The organism is Campylobacter curvus, from assembly GCF_013372125.1.
Lineage (GTDB): Bacteria > Campylobacterota > Campylobacteria > Campylobacterales > Campylobacteraceae > Campylobacter_A > Campylobacter_A curvus.
The window spans coordinates 525,273-550,340 of record NZ_CP053826.1; the positions used below are offsets into that span (position 1 = coordinate 525,273).

The window sequence follows — 25,068 nt, forward strand, 5'->3', positions numbered from 1 at the left end:
AATGGAAAACGAAGAGTTAAAAGATATACTTTTAGATAGAGATGACGAGGCTAAAAACGCGAAGATAAAGAAGCTTTTGATGTTTATCGCCGCGCTTGTCATATTGTTTTTAGTGATCATAGTCGCGATGAAAATTTTAAACTCAAGTGACTCGGCTCAATCTCAAGCGGATAACGACTCAAGGCTTGCCTTGCCGCCTGTGCCTATCGAGCAGCCAGCCTCAAATAATCAATTGGCCTCTCAGGACAACAACTCCGTCGCGCAGCCTCCACTCACACAAGCGGATGATAAAAAGGGTGACGGTCAGCTATTTGAGCAAGTACCGATAGTACCTGAAAATAAGCAACAAGACGACTTTGAGGATATGATCAAAAAGCTAAAAGACAAAGAGGGTGGTAAAACTACCGTTAAAACGGATACGAAAGAGCCACTGCCTGCTACGACAGAAGCCAAGCCTAAAGAAGAAAAGCCTGCCGCAGTAGCGAAGCCTGACACCAAGCCACAAGCCGGAGCGGAAGCTAAGCCTAAGGCGCAAGCGGCTAGTGATAAAAAGCTGGCAGAGCAAAAAGCCGAGAAGCCAGCCGCTACAAAGCAAGCCAGCAAGCCTGCCACGACAGCCGCCGCACCTAAAGGTGCCGCTTCAAAAGGCGCTTACGTTCAAGTCTTTGCGACTGGTAAATTTAATCCAAATGCGGACTATATAAAGAAGATCCAGGCCAAAGGATATAGCTACCATACGCTAAAAGTGGGCGAAGTCACTAAAATTTTAGTCGGACCTTTCGACGATAAAAATTTACAAACGACTTTGAACGATATCCGCAAAGACGTAAATAAGGATGCATTTATCTTTAGGGTAAAATGATGCAAACTTTTGCGGTCTTTGGAAACCCGGTCGAGCACTCTATCTCACCTAGACTACACAATAAAGCGCTGCAAGATCTCGGTCTTGACGCGCTTTATACCAGGGTTTTGCTGGAGGACGGAAGCAAACTCATATCAAAATTTAGAGCTCTCAAGCTAGACGGCGCGAACGTGACCATCCCTCACAAAGAATACGCCCTAAAGCTTGCCGATGAGGCATCGCAAATCGCTATGAGATCGGGCTCTGCAAATACTCTAGTTTTAAAAAACGATAAAATTTTAGCCTATAATACCGACGCACCGGGCTTTATGCGCGCCATAGTACCATTTGGCAAGATAAAAACGGCGCTCGTCATAGGCGCAGGAGGTACGGCAAAAGCACTATCTCACGCATTAAAAGATAACGATACCGAGGTTACTCTCATCAACCGCAGCAAAGAGCGACTAGCCGCTTTCGATAAAGAATTCGAGTGCTATTGCTGGGATGATTTTAAGGTAAAAGGCTACGATCTCATCGTAAATTCTACTTCGGCAGGGCTAAGAGACGACTCGCTTCCTGCTCCAATCGAAATTTTAGAGCCGGTGATAAAGCAGTCAAATTTCGCCTTTGACGTGATCTATAATCAATCCACCGCCTTTTTAAATCTAGCCCAAGCAAACAACCTCACATGCAAAAATGGCGCGGATATGCTGCTTTTTCAGGCGGTATTGGCGCTAAATTTATTTTATGACTCCAGCCTTGACGAGGCCAAAATAGAAAAATCTATGCGTGAAATTTTTAAGTTATGATGAGGATGAGAAAATTCCGACCCGAAGCCGAGTCGGAATAAATTTTACTCTTCGCTCGTTTTGATGTAAGCGTAGTCGGACATTTTCGTCCATTCGCGAGCCATTTTCATGAAGGCCCTTTGAGAGTCTATGATCTCTTTAAATAGCGGATCTTTCGCACTCTCCTCGTCTAGCAGCTCGTTTGTCGCCTTTTTAAGCGCAGCCATTACCTCAGGCGGGAAGGACTTCACCTCGATATCGGGGTATTCGCTCTTCATCTTGGCCCAATACTGCGTATTTGCGAAAAAGACTTTTGTATTTACCATTTGTGCTACATCGGCTGCTGCGGACTCAAATATCGCTTGCAAATCAGTCGGTAATTTCTCGTAAGCTTTTTTGTTCACAAAAAAATGTGTCTCGCCTGTAGGTTCTTGCCAGCCGGTATAGTAGTATTTCGCGACCCTGTGAAAGCCAAGCGCCATATCATATGCCGGACTGACCCATTCTACCGCGTCTATCGTGCCCATTTCAAGGGCCATATATAGCTCGCCGGTCGATATAGTGTTGATATTTGCGCCAAGCTTTGCGTAAATTTCACCGCCAAAGCCTGGGATTCTTATTTTCAAGCCCTTAAGGTCATCGACGGTTTTTATCTCTTTTTTGAACCAGCCACCCATTTGAGTACCGGTGTTGCCGGCTCTAAAAATTTTGATATTATACGGATCAAATACCTTCGCCTCAAGCTCTTTGCCGCCGCCAAATTCATACCATGCAGTCTGCTCGGCAGTATTCATCATAAAAGGCGTCGCTGTAAAAAACATCATCTTTGCGTCTTTGCCCTTGTAATAATAGCTAGTCGTGTATCCGATGTCGTATTGACCGCTCTTTGTAAAGTCAAGCAGCGCGAAAGGCGATTTGTGTTTTGACGGGTAGTCTATCCTGATCTCGATACGTCCGTCACTCATCTTTTCGACGCGATCCTTTAGCTCCTTTGGCACTTCGCCAAGCACCGGCATCGTGCTCTCCCATGAGCTAGCTAGTTTTAGCTTATAAACTTTACTGTCCGCGCTCATAGCAAGCGACGCACACGCGAGCAACCCAAGCGATGCCACCAGAAATTTGTTCATTTTCTCTCCTTTAAAATTAGCTCTGTTATAATAAATCATTGACATTTGCTTCGCAAACCCTGTTCGCTCCGCAAAGCGCCGAACATATAGCACGATTTACGCGGTCAGCTACCGCTTCCCTGTAAATCGGCGGCGATAGCGTCGCTTCACAAGGTTTGACTTCGCTTTAAAAACTGAAAATCAATGAAATATTGTAACAGAGCCTTAAAATTTGGGCTATTATAGCCAAAATTTAACACCCTTGCGCCCAAAATATCAAAATTTCAACATATTTGTATCAAAATCCCCTCAAAATGACAACGCTTCAAAATGTGCTATAATCCACGAAATTTTAAGCTCAAAAAAGGAGCAAAGATGATAAAAAAGACAAAAATAGTAGCCACTCTAGGGCCTGCCAGCGACGACGAAGAGACGATGGAGCGCATGGTAAAGGCCGGAGTGAACGTATTTCGCCTAAATTTCAGCCACGGTACTCACGAATATCATAAATCAAACATTGATAAGATCCGCAACATCGAAAAGAGACTAAACGTGCGTATCGGCATACTCCAAGACATCTGCGGCCCAAAGATCAGGATAGGCGCTCTCGAAGCTCCTTTCGAGCTAAAAACCGGCGACAGGCTCGATGTCTATGCCAAAAATATCACCGGCTCCAAAGTCGCACCGGGGCATTACACCGCCTGCATCAACCAGCCTCAAATTTTGCCACTTTTAAAAGAGGGCGAGCACATCTACCTTTATGACGGTTCGATACGCGCTAAGATCGTAGAGGCGGGAGAGGAGATGGTAAAGGCGCAGATACAAAACGATGGCGTTTTAAACTCGAACAAAGGCGTAAATTTCCCAAATACGGCCCTGGGTATCGAGATCATCACGCAAAAAGATAAAGAGGATATGAAATTTGGCGCCAAAGAGGGGGTAAATTTCGTCGCTATTAGCTTTGTGCAAAACGCAAACGACGTTATAAAGGCAAAAAATATCCTAAAAGAGCTTGGTTCTCGCGCAAGTGTGCTTTCAAAGATAGAGAAATTTGACGCGGTCGAGAACATCGACGAGATAATCAAGCAAAGCGACGGCGTGATGGTCGCTCGAGGCGATCTTGGCATAGAGGTGCCGTTTTACAGAGTGCCGACTATCCAAAAGCTGATCATCAAAAAGGCCAACGCCGCAAGCAAGCCCGTGATCACGGCGACACAGATGATGCTTAGTATGGCTGAGCACGAGACTGCGACTAGAGCCGAGATAAGCGACGTGGCAAATGCCGTGTTAGACGGTACTGACGCTGTGATGCTAAGCGAGGAGAGCGCCATCGGCAAAAACCCTGTCGCAGTCGTGGAGGCGATGAGTAAGACGATCGTGCAGACGCAAGGCATCTATCCTTACAACAAATTTGACGAATTTGAATTTTTTGACGAAACCGACATGGTCGCATCGAGCGCAGCCAGCCTGGCCGTGCGCATAAAGGCGGATGCGTTTTTGTCCATAACAGGGTCTGGAAAATCAGCCATCAAGCTGGCTAGAAACCGCACAAACATCGATATAATCGCTATCGCACACGATGAGCAGACGGCGCACTCGCTGACACTGGCATGGGGCGTCACTCCGGCACTCGTAATCGAAAAAACCAGGCTCAACATCCTGCTTGCAAATGTCGTGAAAGAGGCCTTTGACGCGGGATTTGTCAAGCACGATAAGACCTATCTCATCACGGCTGGATACCCGACCGGACTTGAAGGCAGCACGAATCTAATTAGAATTTTAAGGCGCGATCAGCTTGATTATTACCTAAACGCCGCACTTGCTTAAAATGGCTTTGGTGGGAAATTTGGCTGATTATCGTGGCGAAATTTAAGCCAGATACCTGCTTAGAGATTTTTTGTATTCGTGCGCTTCTTTGCTATCTTGCAAAAGATATTTTTCAAACGCCGCGCTGATGAGCCTTCGCGGTTCGTTTGGCGGCTCGGTTTGCGAGTGCTTGCGGATCCTCTCCGTAAAGCCTGCAGCTTTTTGGATGTTTGCCGCATGTCTTAGCGAAAAATTTAGGCTTTGCGTCTTTAAATTTAAAATTTCGCTCATACATTTTCTTGGCCCTGTGATAAATTTCGCGTTTTTTAGCTCCCCTAGACTTCGCACCAAGATGCCGCCGCTACTCTCAAGCGAGCTTTCAAACGATATATCAAAGCCAAAATTATGAAAAAATATCTCGCCTGCTTGCGAGACTCTTTTGAATGTATTTTTGTCGCTCCTGGTAAAATAAGCCTCTATCTCGGCAAAGACAAATTCCTTACCGGACACCACAAAAACGTAGTTTTGAAGTAAATTCAGCATAAAATTTTCTATCTCTTTTTGAGAGACCAAGCGAGTATTTAAATTTGAAAAGCACTCTTTTAAATTTTCATCGCCTAGCATTTTAAGCCTTAGTGCGGCTCTCAAGCGCTTTTAAAAGCGAGAGCATATCGACATTTTCGAGGCTGACTCCGGTAGGCACGCCTTGGGCGATCTTGCTAAATTTCAGCTCGCTCATGCCAAGCTTATCTTCGACGTAAAGCATCAAGGCATCGGTGTTAAGGCTCGGCGTAAAGGCAAAGATGATCTCTGTGGCTTTGTTTAGCTCGATCATGCTTTTTAGCCTATTTATAGCGCCATCATCTATCTCGTCAAGCACGAAATAAAGCCCTTCGTAGATCCCGTTTTGCTCGAAAACCAAGATATCTCTAGGGCTTTCGACGATGGCTATCATGCTTTTATCTCGCGCTTCGTCGGCGCAAATGTCGCAAATTTCATTTTCGCTAAGCCCGCCGCATCGCTCGCATCGCTTTATAAACCTAGCCGCATCCTCGATGCACTGAGCCAGCCTGAGCCCTGCGAAGCTATCTTGCATGCTTACAAAGTAGGCAAACCTGGCGGCTGATTTTTTACCTACGCCGGGAAGCTTGCCAAAAGCATCGACTAGCTCGTTGAATTTTTCTAGCCCTTTTCTCATGATTTAGCCAGCTTTTTTTGAGCGTGCAGGCTGATCTTAAAGCAGTGATAGCCGCCGTCATACTCGTATAAAAGATCAAATTTTTGCATTTGGCAAATCTGCTCGATGATGTATAGTCCAAGTCCCATGCCGCTGCCGACGGTGGTCTTCTCGCCTCTAACGAAGGCTTGCTTATAGTGATCTATCGGATGCTCGAGCCTTTTGCCTAAATTTTTAATGACGATGAAGTCGCTGTCGCAAACCAAGATCGCTTTTTTATCGTCGGCGTATTTTAGGGCGTTGTCTATCAAATTTTTGATCGCGAGGCTAAAAAGCTGAAAATCCACTCGTAAAAGCACATCGTCCTTTATATCACAGGTCACGCGCTCCTCGAAGCGATCTAGCATAAGCATGTCTTGGACTTGCTCTAAAATGAGCGAAAAGTGGCACTCTTGGTAGTTTATCGCGTAGCTTTTAGATAGTAGCTGCTCGACCTTGCTAAATTCGTTTATCAGCATCTCAAGCCGCTCGAAAACGTTTATGAGGCGCATCTTTTGCGTATCGTTCGCGACCATCTCGGAGACTATGCGACCCTTGCCGATAGGGGTTTTCAGCTCGTGCATGATAGCTCTTAAAAAGAGCTGTCTGGAGCGTATGAGATCGCGGATCTTGCAAACTGCGTTGTCAAATTCCATCGCGACTTGCCCGATCTCGTCTTGTACGTTTTCGCTTGATTTGGTAGTGATGACGACGTCCAAGTTACCACCGGCAAATTTCCTGATGTCTTTGCTGAGTTTCCTAAGCGGCAAGAGACTTTTTAGCACCGAAACGTAAAGCGAGATGAGTAGTGCCGATACGATCAAAAACGCGACCCACAGCGGGTCGTTCACATGTCTGGCTTCGTTGCTTTCAAGCAGCAACTGAAACGAGGAATTTTTTATGAGCAAGTAAAGATCGTCCTTGTAGTTCATCGACTGCACTATCCCAAGGGGCGTGTGCTTAGTAAAGATCGGGCTGCCGCTGTTTGCGACCGAGGTGGCTAAATTTTTATTTCCGACGTATTCAAGACCGAAATTTTTAAAGTAGTGCTCCAAATCTCTTGGGGGATTGGCTCTTTCGTAAAGTGCCAAAAGATAGTTCATCGCGCTTAGTTGTTTGTCGCGTAGCTTTTCCAGCGCGCTTTCTCGCTGTATATTTGCAAACGTTACGAAAAGCAAACACATCAGCGAGAACGCCATCGCAAATATGATAGTGATCTTGGTCGTGATGGAGTATTTCATCCGATGAGTTTATATCCTATACCTCTTACGGAAAATATATGTTTTGGCGCTTTTGAGCTGTCGCCGATTTTTGTGCGCAGACGTCCGATGATGACATCAAGGCTTTTTGAGTCCTTGTCTTTCAGGCTCTTGCAGTTATAGACCAGCTGCTCGCGAGATACCGAAAAGCTGTGCTGCTTGATGAGATATGTCAAAATTTCATACTCTGCCGGAGTCAGCGTCAAAGACTCGTTGTTAAAGTAAATTTCATGGCGCTTCTCGTCTATCCTAAAGGCGCTGTCTACGACCTCTTCTTGTACTTCGTTGGTCTTTTTGTAGCGGCGTATCAGACTCTTGATACGCGCATACATCTCTTTTGGATCGTATGGTTTTGGTAGATAATCATCCGCTCCTAGATGAAGCCCTACGACCTTGTCGCTGATATCGGAGCGTGCGGAGCTTATGATGATAGGGATATCGTATTTTTGGCGTATTTCCTTGCAAACCTCAAGTCCATCGATGCCAGGAAGAGTGAGGTCTAGTATCAGTAGGTCGAAATTTTTGATGCCTGCGCTTAGTCCTAAATAAGGGTCTTCAAAATTTGTTACTTTTATATTAAAGCTATCAAGATATTCAGCCAGAATTTGAGCGAATTCCGGGTCGTCTTCTATCATTAAAACGTTAATCATAATGTATCCTTTATTGTTTGATTAGGCTGTGATTATACGCTAAAATGTTAAATTTTTTTCTAAATTTATAAAAATTTGGATAAAATCGTCAAATTTAAAATAAGCTTAGATAGGAAATGTTGTGGAAGTCGATTATTACGAAATTTTAGAGATATCCAAAAATGCCAGCGGCGATGAGATAAAAAAGGCGTATAGAAAGCTGGCGCTAAAATACCACCCCGATAGAAACGCCGGAAATAAAGAGGCGGAAGATAAATTTAAGCTGGTAAATGAAGCGTATCAAGTTTTAAGCGACGACAAAAAGCGTGAAATTTACGACAGATACGGCAAAGAGGGATTAAGCGGCGCATCTGGATTTGGCGGATTTGGCGCTGATTTTGACATCTCGGATATATTTAGCTCGTTCTTTGGGGATTTTGCAGGCAGGAGCGGCGGTAGGCGTAAAAGCGCAGACAAATACTCGGTAGATCTTGAGATCCCGATAACGATAGAATTTCACGAGGCGGTCTTTGGCTGCGAGAAAGAGATAAAATACTCGCACAAGACGCCATGCCCCGACTGTCACGGTACCGGCAGCAAAGACGGCAAAAAACAAACCTGCAAACACTGCGGCGGTAGAGGGCAAATTTCACGCGGAAACGGCTTTATGAGCATCGTGCAGGAGTGTCCGTATTGTAACGGCACCGGTGAGGTCGCAGCGGAGAAATGCCCGACTTGCGGCACTAGTGGCTATCAAGAAGAGGAGCAAAGCCTAAAAATAAACATCCCCGAAGGTGTGGATAGCGGTATGCGTATGCGAATAGCCGGCAAGGGCAATGTGAGTCCTCGCGGCGATGTGGGCGATCTTTACGTGAGTATAAGCGTCAAAGAGGACGAGTATTTCGTCCGTCATAACGACGATGTATATATCGAGATCCCGGTATTTTTCACGCAAGCGGTGCTTGGAGAGAGCATAACGATACCTACGCTTCGCGGCAAAACCGAGCTAAAGCTGCCAATCGGTGCAAAAGACAAACAGCAGTTCATTTTTGAAAACGAGGGCGTGAAGGGTGTGAATTCAAAGCATATCGGTAGGCTCATCGTGCAAATTTCCATACAAAACCCTAAAAAACTGACCGCAGAGCAAGAGGAGCTGCTAAAAAAACTTCAAGATAGCTTCGAGGTAAAAAGCGGCTCGAGCGTGGGCGGCAACGAGAGTGTTTTTGACAAGATAAAAAACTGGTTTAAGGGCTAAATTTGTGTTTTAGTAGCATTGGTCTTGGCTACTGCTTTGTGGTTATTCGTTATTCGCTTGTGATGAAATTTCGGTTCATTCATAAATGAGCGGCGACACTTTCTTTGCAACGCTCTGCTCGTAATTTGTGAGTAAGACATCCTCTAAAAATCAGGAAAGCCGTAAGACTGATCGCGATTTTTTGCAACACTACACTCGCGGCTTTTAATAAGCAGTTTCGTAGCAAAACGCGCTATAAGCTTAACTTCGCTTATCACGACTGCGCTTTTCCCATATCGTTCAGCTCGTTTTTGATGACGTTTGCCAGCTCGATCTTGCTGATATGCGGTGAAAGCGCCTTTATATAGCTTTTTGCGTGGCTTTGATACGACTTATCGCTAAAAACAAGCATCCTGGCATCGACGCTAAAGCGCTCCCTAAACGTCTCCACTATGCCTAAAAGCGCGTCCATGTCAAAGTCCGCTACACTCTCATCGACTAATATCAGCCCAAAGGGCTTTTTGTTCATCTTTGAGACCAGATCGCTAAACCCCTTTGCTACGCTTAAATTTTTACTAAATTCTCCGAGTGCCGCACCGAAAATTTTATTTTCGATGTCGCTCTTTTTGCAAAGTATGATATCCTCGTTTTTTATGAGGACACACTCTCTGATGATGAAATTTTTAAAATTTGGTATGAATTTGTCTAAAATCGGTGTCAAAGCCCGCGTATCGATCGGCTTTTTGACGCACTCATCGAAATTTTCCATCACTTGCTGCATCGAGACGTCACTAGTGTTTGATACGATGCCGATCGTCTTGGTTTGCGCATTTTGCGTCGTGTGTTTTAGTTTTTTAAATTTATTCGCAAAGTGCGTTATATCGTCTTTGCAAAGCGACATATCTGTAAAGATCAGGTCAAAATGCTTATTTTTTAGTGTGTCAGCTAGCTCGTCGTAGCCGCTTTTTAGCGTGAGCTCGACGCTGTAAAGCTCGAAGGCGTATGCTAGCATCTCGAGGCTTAGGGCGTTTGCGCTACATATCAAGATCTGCGGCTTTGTGATGATAAATTTTTGCGAATATCCGGGTGATGCGTTATTTGAGAGCTTTTGTAGGAGGCGGATAGGCGTGAGCGGGTCTTTTATGACGGTTAGGTTTTTAAGCCCGCTTGGCGCGTTTTTGCTTTCGCGCATCAAGATCGTGTCGTATTTTTGTGGTTCGCTTAGGTTTTTGAGGTTTGATATGCTTTCAAATTTTATACCAAGATCGTTTAACATTTTGGTGATAAATGCGTTGTATTCGGCATTTGCATCTAGGACAAAGCCTATTTTTAGCTTTTTATCATACCTCAAAATTTCGATCTTTTCTTTTCTAGCCAGCTTTAAGACAAATCTAAATTCGTTGCCCACGCCTTGCGTGCTGTCGATGGCTAGGCGGCTATCCATGAGCCCTAGATACATATTTGCGATATTTATGTAAAGCTCAAGCTCGTTTGCATTTTTTTCGTGATCTTCATCCGCATCTAAAAGCGCGTCTATTTGCTCCTTGCTCATCGCATCGGCGTTGTTTTTCACGCTCACACAAAGGCTCGTTACGCCTGATTGCACATTATTGGTCTGATCTTTTATCTCTACGATGATGTTTGCGTATGGATTGCATTGATATAGGGCGCCTATGATGAGGTTTGAGACGGCGGTCTTTATCTTGCTCTCGTCGCCTTCGAGCATGCTGTTTAGGCTTGGGTCTATGTAGGTTACGAAGTTTATTTTTTTGTCAGTCATATCTGAGATCTTGGACTCCAGCACGCTTTTAAAGGTGATTTGCGGATCGAAATTCACCACGTTTAGCTCAAGGTCGGAATTTTCTATATCTATGACATTTTTTATATTTTCAAAATTTAGCGATACCGACGCGCTGTTTTCCTCCAAGATATCTATCGCCTTTATCTGATCGCTCGAGGCGTAGGTCTTTCGTAAAAAGGCTAAGCTTTGTAAATTTTGCTTGTATTTTGACTTTAAAGCCTTGTTTAGGCGCATCAAATAGCTATTTTTTATTTTATTGAACGTGCCTATGCGCTCATATTTGCCTAAAATTTCTTTATTGAAATTTATGAAATTTTGCAGCGTTTGTGCGTAGTCGCAGCGTTCTTGCTTTAAAATTTCCTCTTGGACGTATCTGATCTTAGAGCCTATACTCTCAAGCTCTTTTAGCCTTTTAGCGAGTAAAATAGCGCAACAAAGCAGCCCAAAGGTTATCAACACGGCAAGCGAAAATTTATAATACGCCTGGGTGCTAAAGACATTGTTTCTAGCTTGCAGATCCTTAGCGACTACGTCAGAGATATCTAGCAAAAGCATGAATTTTTCTTGCTCAAGGGCATCAAGTGCTAGCATATCTTGCTGTGAAATTTCATATCCATCATCGCTAAAGACCTTAGAGCGCAGCTCGTTTAGCTCGTGTGTGTCGGCGCTTTGCTTGGCGCTAAGTAGCTCGCTTATGTGCGCCTTGCTCTCTTGTGGCAGTAGCCCCGCACCAAAGGTATCGGCGCTGATAGGAGCGAGATCTTTTTTGACGTTTTTACCGCTTATCGTTTCGCCGTTTTGCAGTGCCTGCGAGATGTGATACAAGGACGCATTAAGGGCGTTTAGATCAGAGTGGATGAGATCTAGCGTAGTGATGTAAATTTTGCTTTGAGGGTCTGAAATTTTATCCATCAATGCAAGATCGCCGGCTACCACGGCGTTTATACGCTCGAAAAAGTAAAAAAACGAGTTCATATATAGTTGGTGCTCTTGCTTGGAGTTTTGCCTTAGGCTTTGTATCTTTTTTACGAGTTCGTCCGTTTGGTTTGATTTTTGGGCTGAATTTTTTAGCTCCAGCACGACCTTATCGGCAAATGCGCGATCTTTTTCTAAAATTCTCATATTTTCTGCAGACGCATCGCTTGAGTAATCAAGCTCTGCTTTATGCTCTAAAATGACCGCTCTTGTCGTATTTTTGAGTAAAAAATGTTTGTTTATATCGCTGTTTAGGTGCTTTGATAGGGCGATGTCTCCTAAAAATTCATAGCTCATATACGCGCTGATGGCGGCTACGGTGAGGATCGGGAGTAAAAGCGTATAGTTTCGCAGCTTCATTTATGCCTTTCCTTGATATTTGTTCGCGAGCTTGTTTAGCTCGTATACGCGCTCGTTTATGCCGGCGATGAATGCGGCGAAGTCTATCGAGTCGCTATTTTCTAAGGAGTCGTAGATCTTGACGAGGGCGCTCACTCGTAGATTCGTCGCGGGCTCTTTTAGCGTCGTGACGATCTTTTTTATGCTTAGTTTATCTCTTGCGACGATGGCGTTTTGAAGTGCGATCAAGTAGCTTTGCACGCCTTTTGCGAGCAGCGCTAGATACGATGCGAAGTCCACGCTGTTTAAATTTAAAAATTCCCTCGTTTGCTCGAACCATTTATCGTCGAGCACGGCTTGCTCTTTTGCGCCGGATCTTTGCATGCCGTTGCCCCAAAGTAGAGGCATACGCAAGATCGGCTGCTCTTTAGCGGTGTCGTTTGCGAGGGCTTTTGGGATCTCCTCGTTTAGCGTCAGCTCCAGCTCGTAAATTTTATCTTTGTTCGTCATCAAAATTTCATTTGGGACGGCTTTTACGCTCAGTATTTGACCGTCTTTGGATTTTAGGCTTAAATTTATGCCCTCTCGTGCGTCATTTAGCAGGCTTTGCATAAAGCTTGAATTTTCATCTTTTTGGTAGTTCATCGCTATCTCGTCAAGATCGTTATGAGCCGATAGAAAGTCGTTTACGTCGTTATATTTTAAAATTTCAAGCGCTCTTTTACTCATGCCTGAAATTTTATAAAATTTATCATAAACGATCATTTGCGTCTCCTCTCATGATAGCGAGCTTTTGCGCTACGCTTTTGTTCGTGACCTTTGCGATCTCGTCTAGGTCGGCCTCGTGGATTTTATCAAAACTTCCATAAAAGCCGATTAATTTAGCTATGCTGCCGGGCGATATGCCAAGACGCGATAGCTTCGAGCTTTGCAACTCCTCTTTTTGGCGCGTTTTCCTATGAAAGCTGATGACGAAGCGGTGGCTCTCGTCGCGCAGTTTTTGGAAAAATTGCAGCTTTTTGTCGTTCGGACTTAGGCTAAATGTGCCGTTTGGCGTGTAAATTTTATCTTTCGCCTCGCCCTTTGCGCGGTGAGCTTTGGCGTCTACCTTTTCTTTTGCGATGGCGATCACATCGACATTTGCTCCGTAGCTGGCTAAAATTTCACGGGCTAAATTCAAAAGTGCCTCGCCTCCGTCGATGAGCCAAAGATCGGGCGGGCTAAGCTTGTCAAAGCGCAAAGCGCGAGCTATCAGGCTCTCTTTCATCTGTTCGTAGTCGTTTTTCGCCTTTACGTGCATGTGCCTGTAGCCGCTTTTGTCCCACTCTCCTTGCGAGTAACGTATCATCGCAGCGACGTTTGCCTCGCCAAAAAGATGCGAGTTGTCAAAAGCTTCGATGACATAGGGCGTATGCGTTAAGGAAAAATACTCTTTGATCTCTTCAAGTAGCTTGTTGTCGTGTGTTTTTAAATATTTGTTTATGCTCACTTCCGCGTTTTTGGCGGCTATCTCGCAAATTTTGCGTTTATCGCCTATTTTTGGAGAGACGATACTAAATTTCCTCTTGTGTCTTTCATTTAGTATCTGCTCTACTAGTCCCGCGTCTTCAAAACTTTTTAGGGTATAAATTTTACCCGTGGTGACTGGCTGACCCGCAGGGAAGCTCTCTAATATGATGTGCCTATACGCTTCGCTCACATCCTCGTCGGTGCTGCCCTTTGCTCCTGCGATAGTCGTTTTTACGCCGTTTATCTTACCATTTTGCACGCTAAAACGCACCGCGCAAAGCATATTTTTGTCACTGACTACGGCGTAAGCCTCGAAGTCTTCGAGCTTTGCTAGATCCACTTCGACCTTTGTCTGCATGTTTTTTAGCGTCTCTATCTTGTCGCGCGTAGCGGCGGCTTGCTCGAAATTTTCAGCCTTGGCGTAGCTATGCATCAGCTCTTCGAGGCGGGCTATTAGTAGGTTTGGGTTTTGAAGGGCGGCGAGGGCGTCTTGCACGATCTTGTTGTAGTCTTCTTTTGAAATTTTTCCCTCGCAAGGAGCGTAGCAGCGCCCCAGCTGGTGGAACAAACAGGCCTTTTTGCCCTTGACGCAAGAGCTTTTTTGAACGAGGTTGAAATTTAGATAAAGTGCCTCCAGTAGCTCGCCAGCTCCGCTAAAATACGGCCCAAAATAGCGGATATTCGAGCCTTTGACGACTTTTCTGGTGATCTCGAATCGCGGGAATTCGTCGTTTAAATTTATGAAAATATATGGATAAGTCTTGTCGTCTCGCAGGAGGATGTTGTATTTTGGCTTTAGCTGCTTGATAAAGGAGTTTTCAAGTATCAGCGCGTCGGCCTCGCTTGGGGTCACGATGTATTCAAGATGCACGGCCTCGCTTATCATCTTGGCTATGCGGGGGCTGACCTTGTCGGACGCGGCCAGTTCGGGCGTAAATTTAAAATAGCTCTTGACGCGATTTTTTAAAATTTTAGCCTTGCCGACGTAAAGCAGGCGGTTTTGGTTGTCAAAATACTGATAAACGCCGCTTAAACTAGGTAGCGACCTGATCTCGTCAATCAGCACTGAATTTCGCGTTTCTAGCGACTATTATCGCTCTTATCTCTTCAAATTTTTCGTGCAAAATTTCATCTCGTGCAAAATTTTCAAACTCTCCTCTGGCCTTCGGACGTAAAATTTTGCCGGGTTGCGTCGTTTGGGGCTTAAATTTCAGGCTATTGCTCACGAAAAATTTTACCTCGCTCACAGGGGCGAATATGCTCGCGGTATCGACTCTCACGAAAGCTCTTAATAAGCCTTTTATCATAAATATATTACTATCGCGCTTAAGCTCTTGAAGTGCTAGCGGGTGCTTTAGCGCGAAAAACAGCACGTTCGTGCGGACGTAGCAAAAGGCTATCAAATTTTGATGCGCTTTACTCATCAAAGACACGAGCTCGCGGCATTCGTTTGCATTTTTCAACTTTTTAAACAAAGGATTTTCATAGATATGTTCGATCAAAAATTTGGCGTCTTTCATAGGGCGATTTTAGCATTTTTTGTATTAATTTTCTCGATGATCGTTTTTACGGGCTGCGGGTATAAGGACGATCCGTTTTATGACGAAGGCACGAAGCCGCAAAAAGAGAAAAAGGTCGAGAAGATCAACAATCTTTAGGGGTCTAAATTTAAGCTTGGCTTAATAGTGTATTCAGTCTTGTTTAAGTAAAATACATGAATTTTTAAAATTTAAAGGAGAGTAAATGAGGATATTGGGGCTTTTGGGCTTATTTTTTGCGCTTGCGTTCGGTGCGGACGAGGTAGGCGAGAGCGTAAATTTAGCCACGACCTGGGTCGGGATCTTATCGCTTATCATATTTGTCGTGGGGTATTTTTTCATCGCGACGGAAGAGAATTTCCACATAAACAAGGCAAAGCCAGCGATATTTATCGGCACTTTCATGTTCTTGCTGATCGGCCTTTATATGCTTTTAAACGGCATGGACGTGCATCCACTTCAGCATGAGGTCGATCATTTGATCCTTGAGATCGCTCAGATCATATTTTTCTTGATGGTCGCGATGACTTACATCGAGGCTTTGATCGAAAGAGACGTATTTAACGCACTAAAATATAATCTCGTCTCAAAAGGCTACACCTACAAAAGGCTCTTTTGGCTGACTGGAATTTTAGCCTTTTTCATAAGCCCGGTCGCCGATAACTTAACTACCGCGCTCATACTTTCTACCGTGCTCATTACGATCGATAGACATAGCACGAATTTCCTAGTTGCGGGTGCGATAAACATCGTCGTAGCCGCAAACGCAGGCGGTGCGTGGAGTCCTTTTGGCGATATTACGACATTGATGGTCTGGGCGGCTGGCAAAGCTCCATTTTTGGACTTTTTCGCACTTTTCCCGGCATCCATAATCGGTTGGTTCGTTACAGCCTATTTGCTCTCTCGTATTGTACCGGACGGTGCGCCTCATTTTGATGCGACCAAAGAGCCGAAGGTAGTCATCAAAAAAGGCGGCAAGGTCGTCATAGCACTGGGTGCATTTACTATTTTTTCAGCCGTCATGATGCATCAGCTCTTTCATCTGCCTGCGATGTGGGGCATGATGTTTGGCTTTTCGCTACTTAGCCTTTATACTTATATCTACAAAAAAACGAACAAAAACGAAGAGCCGATGCACGTTTTTGCCTATATGTCAAAGATCGAGAACGACACGCTGTTTTTCTTTTTCGGAATTTTAGCCGCCGTCGGTGCGCTGCATTTTGTCGGGTTTTTAAACTATGCCGTTTCACTTTATGATAAATTTGGCGCGACAGCCGTAAATATCGGTGTTGGCTTCCTCTCAGCTATTGTCGATAACGTCCCTGTGATGTCGGCGGTGCTAAAATCAAATCCTGTAATGGGCGCGGATGTAGCCGAGAGTATGAGCCAATGGCTGCTAGTGACCTTGACCGCGGGCATCGGAGGCTCGATGATTAGCTTTGGCTCGGCAGCTGGCGTGGGCGTCATGGGCAAACTAAAAGGAATTTACACCTTTGGCGCGCATATGAAATACGCTTGGATGGTCGTTGCGGGCTATATTGTATCGCTTGTGGTCTGGTATGTGCAGTTTGAAATTTTACATATTTATTTTTAAGGGTTTTTGATGAACAACACTATTATCGTTTTGGACTTTGGCTCGCAGTACACTCAGCTCATCGCTCGCAGACTGCGCGAACAAGGCGTTTATACCGAAATTTTGCCATTTAGCGTAAAGCTTGACGAGATCAAGGCAAAAAAGCCAAAAGGTATCATCCTTAGCGGTGGACCGGCGAGCGTTTATGCCAGCGACGCTTATTTTTGCAATGAAGGCATTTTTAAGCTTGGTTTGCCAGTGCTTGGTATCTGCTACGGTATGCAGCTCATGGCTCACGTCTTTGGCGCGCAGGTCGCTCCCGCCAGCCAGAAAGAATACGGCAAGGGCGAGCTAAATTTACTCAAATCTCATCCGCTTTTTACCGATACGCCGAGCAAGCAAATCGTCTGGATGAGCCACGCTGATTACGTCAAAAACCTGCCAAACGGCTTTGAAGCACTGGCGATAAGCGAAAATTCGCCTTACTGCGTTTTTGGCGATGACAAGCGTAAATTTTATGCGTTGCAGTTTCACCCCGAGGTGCAGCATAGCGAGTTTGGCACGCAAATTTTGAAAAATTTCGCCAAATTTATCTGCGGATGTGAAAGCACGTGGAATATGGGAAGCTTTGCCAAAACGCAAATCGCTAAAATAAAAGAAACTGTCGGCAACAAAAAGGTGCTTTGTGCAGTGAGCGGTGGCGTGGATAGCTCCGTCGTGGCGGCACTTCTTGCGGCTGCGATACCGCAAAATTTGATACTTGTTTTTGTCGATAACGGACTTTTGCGGACTGGCGAGCGCGAGCAGGTCGAGGCGACATTTAGGACGAAGCTTGGCGTGGAGCTAGTTAGTATTGATGCGAGTAAAATTTTCTTAGAGCGCCTTGCGGGTGTGGTAGAACCCGAAAAAAAGCGTAAGATCATTGGCGAGACGTTTATAGAAATTTTTGAAAAAGAAGCCAAAAAGCACGATAACGTGAAATTTCTCGCGCAAGGCACGCTCTACACCGACATCATCGAAAGCTCGGTCGTGGGCGCAGGAAAGACGATAAAAAGCCACCACAATGTGGGCGGACTGCCGGAGTGGATGAGCTTTGAGCTGATCGAACCGCTACGTGAAATTTTTAAAGATGAAGTGCGCCAGCTAGGGCTTGAGCTTGGGCTTTCAAAGGAGCTAGTTTTCCGTCATCCTTTCCCGGGACCGGGGCTTGCCATACGCATAATGGGCGAAGTGAATACCCCAAGTCTCGAACTACTACGCAAAGCCGATGTGATCTTGCGCGACGAGCTAAAAAGTAGCGGCTGGTATAACAAAACGTGGCAGGCGTTTTGCGTGCTATTAAATGTAAATTCCGTAGGCGTCATGGGCGATAACCGCACGTATGAAAACGCCGTTTGCGTGCGCGTCGTGGATGCTAGCGACGGCATGACGGCAAGCTTCTCGCGCCTGCCATACGAGCTACTGGAAAATATCTCTCGCCGCATCATCAACGAAGTAGCGGGTATCAACCGCGTGGTGTATGACATTTCTAGCAAACCGCCTGCGACGATAGAGTGGGAGTAGTGGTAAAAATATCGGCATGCAACAGCATTTGAGCATTATTAGAAAGGTATAATCATGAATTTTTCTCCACAAGATATGGATGTAAAAACACTGTTTAAAACGTACCCAACTTTTAGGATACCCGTTTTTCAAAGGGATTATTCTTGGGATAAGCAGTTTTATAAAAGATTCATAGATGATATTATTAGTGGTATAAAGTCGGCAGGAGACAGTTTATCTAATAATGTGTATTTTATTGGAACTATGGTTTTTTCTGGAAATTCTAACGAGAATAGTATAGATGTGGTCGATGGTCAGCAAAGATTAACTGTGATTACAATATTATTGTCAGTAATTTCAAATAAATTAATGGAATGCGGAGAGAAAGGTTTATCTGATGCAACTTTTAGATATGTTAAAGATATTAATGATAATGACGAACCTATAAGGCATTTGATCAGTGATACGTCATATCCGTATTTTGATTGTTATGTGCAATCTAAAGAAAAAACCAATATCCCGGAAGTAGAAACAGAGGAAGAAGAAAACATAAAGCAAACTTACGATTTTTTTAATATATATTTATCATGTGAGAAATTAAAAGAACAAAATTTGGTCTTTAAAGATTTTGACTATGTGAAGATTTTACTAGCAGTTAGAGATCAAATTCTTGAGTCAAAACTTATCGCTATAGTAACCAGTGATAAAGATAGTGCATATATGATTTTTGAAATTTTAAATGCTAAAGGTAAAAATCTTGCAAGTATAGATCTTATTAAAAACATAGTTTTTGAAAAGTTGCACAATGATAAAAATGGAGGAATTGGCTATGCAGAAAGTGTTTGGGAAGGGGTTAAAAAAACTTTAAGAGACAGAGATGGCTCAATAGGTTTAGCAACCTTTTATAGACATTATTGGATATCTAAATTTAAAAAAGAAACAAACAATAAGCTTTATGATTCGTTTAAGTCTTATATAAAAAAAGATGAATACCTTGATTTTTTAAAAGATTTAGAAAAAGAGTCAAAGATTTATATTAGTATTGTTAATCCAAAAATAGAAGATTACAGTAATAGGCAAGAATATAAATGGTTAGTTCAAAGTCTACAATCTTTTGGAAGTATATTTAATGTGGTACAAAGCAGAATTATATTACTAGCGCTATTAGATATAAAAAAAAGGGAGCTAATTTCAACTTCAAGTTTTAAAAAGGTAATTCAATACCTTGAAAATTTTATTTTCGCATATACAAATATATCAAAGAAACAGGCTAATATATATGAGACCAATTTTTCTAAATTGGCAATCAAGTTAAGAAAAACACAAAGTAAAAGCGATACAAATACGATTCTTAATGAATTACTCTACGATACTTTTAACTCTAAATTGCCGAAGTATGAGGAATTTGAAGAGGGTTTTGTTAAGTTGGCATATAGCGGAAGAAAAAATTTACCAACAAACGTATTGGCTAAATATGTTTTAAAGAAGCTTAATCAATATTTTGAGAAAAAGGATTTTTTCTCTGATGATACTTCCGTAGAACACATTATAAATGAAAAATCAGAAGATAATGATACTTGCTTGATTGGCAACCTAATTTGTTTAGAGACTCAACTAAATAATGATGCTAGTGATTTAAAATATATTGAAAAAAGGGAAGTTTATAATAAATCAAAATATGAGCAAGTTAAAACTTTTATTTCAGAATATTCAGATTTTGATATTGAAGCAGCTAAAGTTCGTTCTAAAAAAATGGCTAGAGAGTATTATGATTTTATTATTTGCTATAATTGATTAGGGAATTTAAGAAAACAAGAACTGAAATTATTATGAAGCAAATCTGCATCATTTTAGCACATCCTTACGAGAGAAGTCTAAATGTGGCTATTGCGAACGTAGCGGCAGAAAAACTGCAAAATAGCGGCTACGAGGTTAAATTTCACGATCTATATAAAGAGAAATTTAACCCGATCCTTAGCGGCACTGAGCTCGTGAGCGACGAAAGCTACGATGAGCTGTTAAAAGTGCATCAAAAAGACATCGCAAACGACCACGGTATCGTGATCGTTCATCCAAATTGGTGGGGCGAGCCGCCAGCCATCCTAAAGGGCTGGATTGATCGCGTGCTAAGGCAAGGAGTGGCCTACGATTTTGCGCCGGGTGATAACGGCGGCGGGCTTCCGATAGGGCTTTTAAAAGCTGAAGCCGCCGTAGTCTTTAACGCCTCCAATACCCCCGAGGCCAGAGAAAACGAGATATTCGGCGATCCGCTGGAAAGAATTTGGAAAAGCTGCATTTTTGATTTTTGTGGCGTGAAAACCTTTGAGCGGCTGATGTTTAGAGTGGTTGCGGATAGCGACGAGGTCGAGCGAAAGGTCTGGTTAGAGCAGGTCAAAGGGGTGCTAGATAGACGCTTTCCTGGGCTTGCGTAATTTTGTAAAAAAATGGCTTAAATTTGCCAAAAAGAGATAATCCTTATCAACAAATCGTCCAAAAAATTTAGCTACAATGACGCGTAAATTTACGAAAGGAAGAAAAATGAGTAAAATTTACAATCTAAATGCCGATACGAAAGTGATCGCTAAAAGCGTCGTTAGCAAGAGAATTTTTGATTGCGAGAATGCTCACGTCGACGTGTTTGCTTTTGACGCCGGCGAGGAGCTAGATCATGAGATGCTATTTTGCGACAGTCTCGCGTGGGTCGTAGAGGGCGAGGCGAGCTTGCTTTACGGCGAGCGAAATTTCACGCTCACGGACGAGACGGCGTGTCTGATAGAGAAAAAGGTCTGGCGAAAGCTAGTGTTTAACAAACCGACGAAATACGTCTCAATCGATTTTAAGGAGGATTTGATGATAGAGCATTTAGACAAGGCGAGTGTTTTTAGCTTGGTGGATGCGGTGGCATACGAGGAGGGCAAGATCGTGAGCAAGACGCTTGTCAAAAATGAAAATGGCTCAATGTCGCTCATCTCGTTTTCAAAAGACCAGCAGCTCAGCACTCACGCAGCTCCCGGCGATGCACTGCTGATCGCACTTGATGGCGAGATGAAGCTAACGATTGCAGATGAGCACTTTGACATCAAAAAGGGCGATACTATCGTGCTTCCGGGCAAGATCCCGCATGCATTAAAGATCGCTGATAAATTTAAAATGCTACTTATCGTAACAAAGGATAAGATGTAAATTTGCTAAGCGACTACCCACTGGCGGTCGCTTTGACCTATCGATCGGCGTTTCGAGCGAAATTTGATCTTATAAAGTAACGTTATCGCCGATCTTTGTGCTTTCTGTTTTTATGGCTCTTTTAGATGCTTTACATTACATACTCTTAACAAGACTTTGCTGCTAGCTCCCACTGCACACGCTACTCGTAGCTCTTAGAGGAGATCGGTACCCTGTAATATCGGTATAAAATTTATGGTATAATTTTTTTATACCAAATTTTGACAAAGGTAAATTTATGAAAAATCCCTTTCCTTTCGAGACTTTGGCTGATGGTTCGACATTTTACGGACGCGAAAAAGAGCTCGCGCAGATATATAAATTTGCTAAAAATTCCGCAAATCTACTCATCTACTCAAAAAGGCGTATGGGTAAAACCACGCTCATAAAAGAGTTTATGAGACGGCAAAAGAGCGAATTTGCCTGCATTTACAGTGACATTTTTGATATCACATGCGGCGAGGATTTCGTGAGAGAGCTTCTAAAAAATACCGCCAAATCGCAAGAACATACCTTTAAAACTACGTTTAATACGCTGCTTTCAAAGCTAAAACGCATAAGCTTTGAGATCACGCTCGATCCAAACACCTACGAGCTGTCCGCAAATCCTATGATAAAAAATGCGAATTTCGATGAGGCAATGGACGATTTGTTTGCTATGCTGACTGAAATTTCAAAGGATAAAAAGGTCGTTTTTATAATCGATGAATTTCAGCAGATCGCCGAGTTTAAGGAGCTTAAGATCGATGCCAGGCTGCGTAAATTTATGCAGCAAAGCAAAAATATCTCGTTTGTATTCCTCGGCTCAAAAAGGCATGTTCTAACCTCGCTTTTTAGCCATAAGATGCCTCTTTTTGAGATGGCGACCCACCTCGAGCTAGGCGGCATAGAGCCAAACGCAGCCTACGAATACGCAAAGGAATTTCTAAGCGTTTCGCGAGTGCAGATGAAAAATTTATTCGATCTTTGTAGGTCCGACACGAAGCTCGTTCAAAATATCTTGTATTTCGTCTATGAAAATGAAAAAACGCTTGATGCAAACAGCGTCAAATTGGCCTTTAACACACTTTTGCAAAGCAAAGACGGTGCATATAGGCTGCTTTTTGACACATTTACGAGCAATCAAAAAAAGGTGTTGGAGATGATCGTTTCGCAGCAAAAAGAGTATTTTAAAGCCAGTGTTTTATCCAGCCACAACATCAGCAAAACATCCGTGCAAGCGGCACTCAAACAGCTTTTTGCAAGAGAGATCATAGACAAAGAAGACGGAGCGTATTTCGTGCCGGAAACGACGTTTGGCTTTTGGCTGGAAAAGATTTTTAGAGACAAATGATGCTGGAAGTGCAAAATGAAACGCTTGCATTTAGCCCCGTATTTGATGAAAATTCTAAAATTTTAATCCTGGGCTCATTTCCTTCGGTCGTTTCGCGTAGGCTGGGATTTTATTATGCAAATCCGCAAAATCGCTTCTGGCAGGTGCTAGCGCAAATTTTCGACTCGCCTTTGCCGAGCAGCAAAGATGAAAAGATAAATTTTCTTTTAAGCCACCAGATAGCCATCTATGATGCCGCACTTTCGTGCGAGATAAAGGGCTCTAGCGATGCGAATATGAGAGAGGTGACACCTGTAAATTTAAGTGTGATCTTTTCGGTCGCAGACATCTCGCAGGTCTTTGCAAACGGTGCTAAGGCCTATGAAATTTCAAAAAAATTTTTAGAAGCGGACATAGAAAAAGCCACTAAAAACAAGATCATCCAGCTGCCCTCCACAAGTCCTGCAAATGCTAAATTTAGCCTGCGTGAGCTAGTGAGTCGGTGGCAGGTCGTAAAAAACTTTGTGGTATAATCACGCCAAAAAACAAGAAAAAGCATGCGGAAAAAACACAATTCACGATTATTTTTACTTCTATTTTTAGGTGCTCTCTCGGCTTTTGGTCCCTTTGTGACCGACCTTTATCTACCGGCCCTACCGTCGATCACGACGTGGTTTGATACGAGCGTGTCGGCTACCCAGCTCACGCTTAGCACATCGATGGCCGGGCTTGCCATAGGACAGCTCATAATAGGTCCTATCAGCGATAAATTCGGCCGCAAAAGGCCACTTACCATCTCGCTCATCATTTACACGATCAGTACCATTTGCATATTTTTTGCACAAAGCATCGAAATTTTCATCTTTATGCGCGTCATTCAGGGGCTTGCGAGCGCCGGAAGCCTCGTCATCTCTCGTGCAGTGGTGAGCGATCTATACAGCGGTCATGAGATGACTAAATTTTTTGGACTGATGATGGTGATAAACGGCATCGCGCCGATCATTTCGCCTATCGGAGGCAGCTTTTTGCTGAAATTTACCGACTGGCGCGGAATATTCGTGGTCTTAAGCATCATCGGCGTTTTGCTGTTTGTCGCAAATTTCAACTTCAAAGAGAGCCTGGACGAGCCTCGCCGTATAAAAGCGCCTTTGCTCGAGACCTACGGCGTTTATAAGCAAATTTTGATAAACAAAACGTTCATGCTTTTTGTAGCTATACAAACTTGCGCGCTTGGTACGATGTTTGCCTATATAGCGTGCTCGTCGTTCATTTTTCAAGATTTTTACGGACTTAGCTCGATGAGCTATAGCGTGTGCTTCGCCTCAAACGGCCTAGCCCTTGTCATCGGCTCGCGCACGGCTAGCTTTTTAAAGGACAAAACGGCTCTAAGGATCGGCGTTTATGGCATATTTACCTCAAGTATCGTGGTGGGGCTTATTTTGACGGCTAAATTTCACGTTTATGCCGTTATAGTGGCGTTTTTCATCATGCTTTTGTTTATCGGCTTCATCCTGCCTACCGCATCGTCGCTAGCCATGAATAGCGCCAGAAGATACGCCGGCTCGGCCTCTGCGGTGCTTGGATTTTGTCCGTTTTTCCTAGGCGGTATCGTCTCTCCGCTAGTGGGGCTTGGCGATATTTTCTACTCCAGCTCGCTTACGATGCTTGTTTGCACGTTGCTTGCATTGACGGCGTTTTTTAAGGTGATGAGGGGCGGACACCTGCAAAATGGCTGAAATTTATCTCGTCTCAAACACTCCCTCAAACGATGAGAGCGTGATAAACCTGCCTGTAAGCGAGATAAAATTTTTAAAATTTGGTCTAAATTTAGATGAATTTGACGCGCTCGTGGCGACCTCTAAAAACTCTTTCAAGGCCTTAGAATTTAATCATATAAAAATAAAGTCGGATATGCAAATTTACGCTATCGGCGAGCCGTGCGCCAAAGCCGCCAAGAGATGTGGCTTTAGTAAAATTTATACTGCTAAAAATTCTCACGGAGGCGAATTCGCCGCTGAAATTTCACCTCTTTTAAAAGGCAAAAAGACGCTTTATCTAAGAGCTAAAAGCATCGTTTCAAATTTAGGTGAAATTTTAAAGCGAAAGGGCATTTTAGTAAGCCAGATTGTAGCCTATGAGAGCGTTTGCGCTAGGCTTGACAAAGAAAAAATGCCGCCTGAAAATAGCGTTTTGATCTTTTCCTCTCCGTCAAACGTTAAAAATTTTATCCTCAATTTTGGCTGGCTTGATAGCTACAAAGCCGTAGCCATCGGTGAAACGACGGCAAAAGAGCTGTCGAAATTTACGAATCCCATCGTGAGTGCGAGGCAAGAAATAAATGCCTGTGTAGAGCTTGCCAAAACGTTACTTTAAGCAAA

The 25,068-nt window shown here is 43.6% G+C and carries 23 protein-coding genes; 14 read left to right on the forward strand and 9 right to left on the reverse strand.

All coding sequences use genetic code 11. The annotated features are described in order from the left end of the window. Position 1: 1 nt before the first annotated feature. Positions 2 to 862, forward strand: coding sequence for an SPOR domain-containing protein (locus CCVT_RS02525; RefSeq protein ID WP_018136888.1), 861 nt, complete (start codon positions 2 to 4; stop codon positions 860 to 862). Continuing rightward, on the forward strand, positions 859 to 1,650 hold the full coding sequence (locus CCVT_RS02530) for a shikimate dehydrogenase (protein WP_018136887.1): 792 nt from the start codon (positions 859 to 861) through the stop codon (positions 1,648 to 1,650). Before CCVT_RS02525 ends, CCVT_RS02530 begins: the two co-directional genes overlap by 4 nt. A gap of 44 nt (positions 1,651 to 1,694) precedes the next feature. On the opposite strand, the gene CCVT_RS02535 is transcribed toward CCVT_RS02530, so the two are convergent. Further along, the gene (locus CCVT_RS02535) at positions 1,695 to 2,756 is read right to left on the reverse strand and encodes a TRAP transporter substrate-binding protein (protein WP_026175511.1); all 1,062 of its coding nucleotides are present in this window, start codon (positions 2,754 to 2,756) and stop codon (positions 1,695 to 1,697) included. Between the two features lie 354 nt (positions 2,757 to 3,110). Here CCVT_RS02535 and pyk point away from each other — a divergent pair, with 354 nt between their 5' ends. Then, on the forward strand, positions 3,111 to 4,562 hold the full coding sequence (gene pyk / locus CCVT_RS02540) for a pyruvate kinase (protein ID WP_018136885.1): 1,452 nt from the start codon (positions 3,111 to 3,113) through the stop codon (positions 4,560 to 4,562). Between the two features lie 42 nt (positions 4,563 to 4,604). Here pyk and CCVT_RS02545 read toward each other — a convergent pair whose 3' ends face one another. The 4 genes from CCVT_RS02545 to CCVT_RS02560 are packed head-to-tail and all read right to left on the reverse strand — an operon-like array spanning position 4,605 to position 7,666. After that, positions 4,605 to 5,165, reverse strand: a complete 561-nt coding sequence (locus tag CCVT_RS02545; RefSeq protein WP_018136884.1) for a hypothetical protein — start codon at positions 5,163 to 5,165, stop codon at positions 4,605 to 4,607. A 1-nt stretch (position 5,166) separates the two neighbouring features. Beyond that, a complete protein-coding gene (recR, locus tag CCVT_RS02550; protein WP_018136883.1) occupies positions 5,167 to 5,739 on the reverse strand; it encodes a recombination mediator RecR in 573 nt (190 codons plus the stop codon). Continuing rightward, positions 5,736 to 6,998, reverse strand: a complete 1,263-nt coding sequence (locus CCVT_RS02555) for an ArsS family sensor histidine kinase (RefSeq protein ID WP_018136882.1) — start codon at positions 6,996 to 6,998, stop codon at positions 5,736 to 5,738. Before CCVT_RS02555 ends, recR begins: the two co-directional genes overlap by 4 nt. Continuing rightward, positions 6,995 to 7,666 (reverse strand): response regulator transcription factor, encoded by a 672-nt coding sequence (locus tag CCVT_RS02560; protein ID WP_176308865.1) that lies wholly within the window; start codon positions 7,664 to 7,666, stop codon positions 6,995 to 6,997. The genes CCVT_RS02555 and CCVT_RS02560 overlap by 4 nt, the downstream gene beginning before the upstream one ends. Before the next feature lie 121 nt (positions 7,667 to 7,787). Here CCVT_RS02560 and dnaJ point away from each other — a divergent pair, with 121 nt between their 5' ends. Then, a complete protein-coding gene (gene dnaJ / locus CCVT_RS02565; protein ID WP_018136881.1) occupies positions 7,788 to 8,900 on the forward strand; it encodes a molecular chaperone DnaJ in 1,113 nt (370 codons plus the stop codon). Between the two features lie 253 nt (positions 8,901 to 9,153). On the opposite strand, the gene CCVT_RS02570 is transcribed toward dnaJ, so the two are convergent. The 4 genes from CCVT_RS02570 to CCVT_RS02585 are packed head-to-tail and all read right to left on the reverse strand — an operon-like array spanning position 9,154 to position 15,005. Continuing rightward, the gene (locus CCVT_RS02570; protein ID WP_018136879.1) at positions 9,154 to 12,015 is read right to left on the reverse strand and encodes an ATP-binding response regulator; all 2,862 of its coding nucleotides are present in this window, start codon (positions 12,013 to 12,015) and stop codon (positions 9,154 to 9,156) included. After that, positions 12,016 to 12,759, reverse strand: a complete 744-nt coding sequence (locus tag CCVT_RS02575; protein ID WP_018136878.1) for a hypothetical protein — start codon at positions 12,757 to 12,759, stop codon at positions 12,016 to 12,018. Continuing rightward, complete coding sequence (gene uvrC, locus CCVT_RS02580; RefSeq protein WP_018136877.1) at positions 12,746 to 14,569, reverse strand: excinuclease ABC subunit UvrC; 1,824 nt, start codon at positions 14,567 to 14,569, stop codon at positions 12,746 to 12,748. Before uvrC ends, CCVT_RS02575 begins: the two co-directional genes overlap by 14 nt. Next, positions 14,559 to 15,005: a hypothetical protein gene (locus CCVT_RS02585; protein ID WP_227898144.1), complete on the reverse strand. Its 447-nt coding sequence runs from the start codon at positions 15,003 to 15,005 to the stop codon at positions 14,559 to 14,561. Before CCVT_RS02585 ends, uvrC begins: the two co-directional genes overlap by 11 nt. On the opposite strand from CCVT_RS02585, the gene CCVT_RS02590 reads away from it, so the two are divergent. The 10 genes from CCVT_RS02590 (at position 14,994) to CCVT_RS02635 (ending at position 25,063) form a co-directional block, all read left to right on the forward strand. Next, positions 14,994 to 15,161, forward strand: a complete 168-nt coding sequence (locus tag CCVT_RS02590) for a hypothetical protein (protein WP_018136875.1) — start codon at positions 14,994 to 14,996, stop codon at positions 15,159 to 15,161. The two genes, CCVT_RS02585 and CCVT_RS02590, sit on opposite strands and share 12 nt — an antisense overlap. 85 nt (positions 15,162 to 15,246) lie before the next feature. Then, positions 15,247 to 16,635, forward strand: a complete 1,389-nt coding sequence (nhaD, locus tag CCVT_RS02595) for a sodium:proton antiporter NhaD (protein ID WP_018136874.1) — start codon at positions 15,247 to 15,249, stop codon at positions 16,633 to 16,635. A gap of 9 nt (positions 16,636 to 16,644) precedes the next feature. Then, entirely contained in the window at positions 16,645 to 18,177 is a 1,533-nt protein-coding gene (gene guaA, locus CCVT_RS02600; protein WP_018136873.1) for a glutamine-hydrolyzing GMP synthase, read from the forward strand. A gap of 54 nt (positions 18,178 to 18,231) precedes the next feature. Further along, entirely contained in the window at positions 18,232 to 19,950 is a 1,719-nt protein-coding gene (locus CCVT_RS02605) for a DUF262 domain-containing protein (protein WP_018136872.1), read from the forward strand. Between the two features lie 35 nt (positions 19,951 to 19,985). After that, positions 19,986 to 20,588 carry an NAD(P)H-dependent oxidoreductase gene (locus CCVT_RS02610; RefSeq protein ID WP_018136871.1) on the forward strand — a complete coding sequence of 201 codons (603 nt, stop codon included), beginning with the start codon at positions 19,986 to 19,988 and terminating at the stop codon, positions 20,586 to 20,588. 106 nt (positions 20,589 to 20,694) lie between these two features. After that, the gene (locus CCVT_RS02615) at positions 20,695 to 21,339 is read left to right on the forward strand and encodes a cupin domain-containing protein (protein ID WP_026175509.1); all 645 of its coding nucleotides are present in this window, start codon (positions 20,695 to 20,697) and stop codon (positions 21,337 to 21,339) included. Positions 21,340 to 21,616: 277 nt separating this feature from the next. After that, complete coding sequence (locus CCVT_RS02620) at positions 21,617 to 22,711, forward strand: AAA family ATPase (RefSeq protein ID WP_018136869.1); 1,095 nt, start codon at positions 21,617 to 21,619, stop codon at positions 22,709 to 22,711. Continuing rightward, positions 22,708 to 23,223 carry a DNA-deoxyinosine glycosylase gene (locus CCVT_RS02625; RefSeq protein WP_018136868.1) on the forward strand — a complete coding sequence of 172 codons (516 nt, stop codon included), beginning with the start codon at positions 22,708 to 22,710 and terminating at the stop codon, positions 23,221 to 23,223. The genes CCVT_RS02620 and CCVT_RS02625 overlap by 4 nt, the downstream gene beginning before the upstream one ends. A 24-nt stretch (positions 23,224 to 23,247) precedes the next feature. After that, the gene (locus CCVT_RS02630; RefSeq protein WP_018136867.1) at positions 23,248 to 24,426 is read left to right on the forward strand and encodes a multidrug effflux MFS transporter; all 1,179 of its coding nucleotides are present in this window, start codon (positions 23,248 to 23,250) and stop codon (positions 24,424 to 24,426) included. Next, positions 24,419 to 25,063 (forward strand): uroporphyrinogen-III synthase, encoded by a 645-nt coding sequence (locus tag CCVT_RS02635; protein WP_018136866.1) that lies wholly within the window; start codon positions 24,419 to 24,421, stop codon positions 25,061 to 25,063. The genes CCVT_RS02630 and CCVT_RS02635 overlap by 8 nt, the downstream gene beginning before the upstream one ends. The last annotated feature ends 5 nt before the right edge of the window (positions 25,064 to 25,068 follow it).

Coding starts and splice junctions, on each gene's coding strand:
- guaA (WP_018136873.1), top strand. CDS start 16,645: ATGAACAACACTATTATCGTTTTGGACTTTGGCTCGCAGTACACTCAG.
- recR (WP_018136883.1), bottom strand. CDS start 5,739: ATGAGAAAAGGGCTAGAAAAATTCAACGAGCTAGTCGATGCTTTTGGC.
- nhaD (WP_018136874.1), top strand. CDS start 15,247: ATGAGGATATTGGGGCTTTTGGGCTTATTTTTTGCGCTTGCGTTCGGT.
- CCVT_RS02620 (WP_018136869.1), top strand. CDS start 21,617: ATGAAAAATCCCTTTCCTTTCGAGACTTTGGCTGATGGTTCGACATTT.
- CCVT_RS02610 (WP_018136871.1), top strand. CDS start 19,986: ATGAAGCAAATCTGCATCATTTTAGCACATCCTTACGAGAGAAGTCTA.
- CCVT_RS02635 (WP_018136866.1), top strand. CDS start 24,419: ATGGCTGAAATTTATCTCGTCTCAAACACTCCCTCAAACGATGAGAGC.
- pyk (WP_018136885.1), top strand. CDS start 3,111: ATGATAAAAAAGACAAAAATAGTAGCCACTCTAGGGCCTGCCAGCGAC.
- CCVT_RS02560 (WP_176308865.1), bottom strand. CDS start 7,666: ATGATTAACGTTTTAATGATAGAAGACGACCCGGAATTCGCTCAAATT.
- CCVT_RS02590 (WP_018136875.1), top strand. CDS start 14,994: ATGTTCGATCAAAAATTTGGCGTCTTTCATAGGGCGATTTTAGCATTT.
- CCVT_RS02525 (WP_018136888.1), top strand. CDS start 2: ATGGAAAACGAAGAGTTAAAAGATATACTTTTAGATAGAGATGACGAG.
- CCVT_RS02630 (WP_018136867.1), top strand. CDS start 23,248: ATGCGGAAAAAACACAATTCACGATTATTTTTACTTCTATTTTTAGGT.
- CCVT_RS02530 (WP_018136887.1), top strand. CDS start 859: ATGATGCAAACTTTTGCGGTCTTTGGAAACCCGGTCGAGCACTCTATC.
- CCVT_RS02570 (WP_018136879.1), bottom strand. CDS start 12,015: ATGAAGCTGCGAAACTATACGCTTTTACTCCCGATCCTCACCGTAGCC.
- CCVT_RS02555 (WP_018136882.1), bottom strand. CDS start 6,998: ATGAAATACTCCATCACGACCAAGATCACTATCATATTTGCGATGGCG.
- CCVT_RS02615 (WP_026175509.1), top strand. CDS start 20,695: ATGAGTAAAATTTACAATCTAAATGCCGATACGAAAGTGATCGCTAAA.
- CCVT_RS02575 (WP_018136878.1), bottom strand. CDS start 12,759: ATGATCGTTTATGATAAATTTTATAAAATTTCAGGCATGAGTAAAAGA.
- CCVT_RS02625 (WP_018136868.1), top strand. CDS start 22,708: ATGATGCTGGAAGTGCAAAATGAAACGCTTGCATTTAGCCCCGTATTT.
- CCVT_RS02545 (WP_018136884.1), bottom strand. CDS start 5,165: ATGCTAGGCGATGAAAATTTAAAAGAGTGCTTTTCAAATTTAAATACT.
- CCVT_RS02605 (WP_018136872.1), top strand. CDS start 18,232: ATGAATTTTTCTCCACAAGATATGGATGTAAAAACACTGTTTAAAACG.
- CCVT_RS02535 (WP_026175511.1), bottom strand. CDS start 2,756: ATGAACAAATTTCTGGTGGCATCGCTTGGGTTGCTCGCGTGTGCGTCG.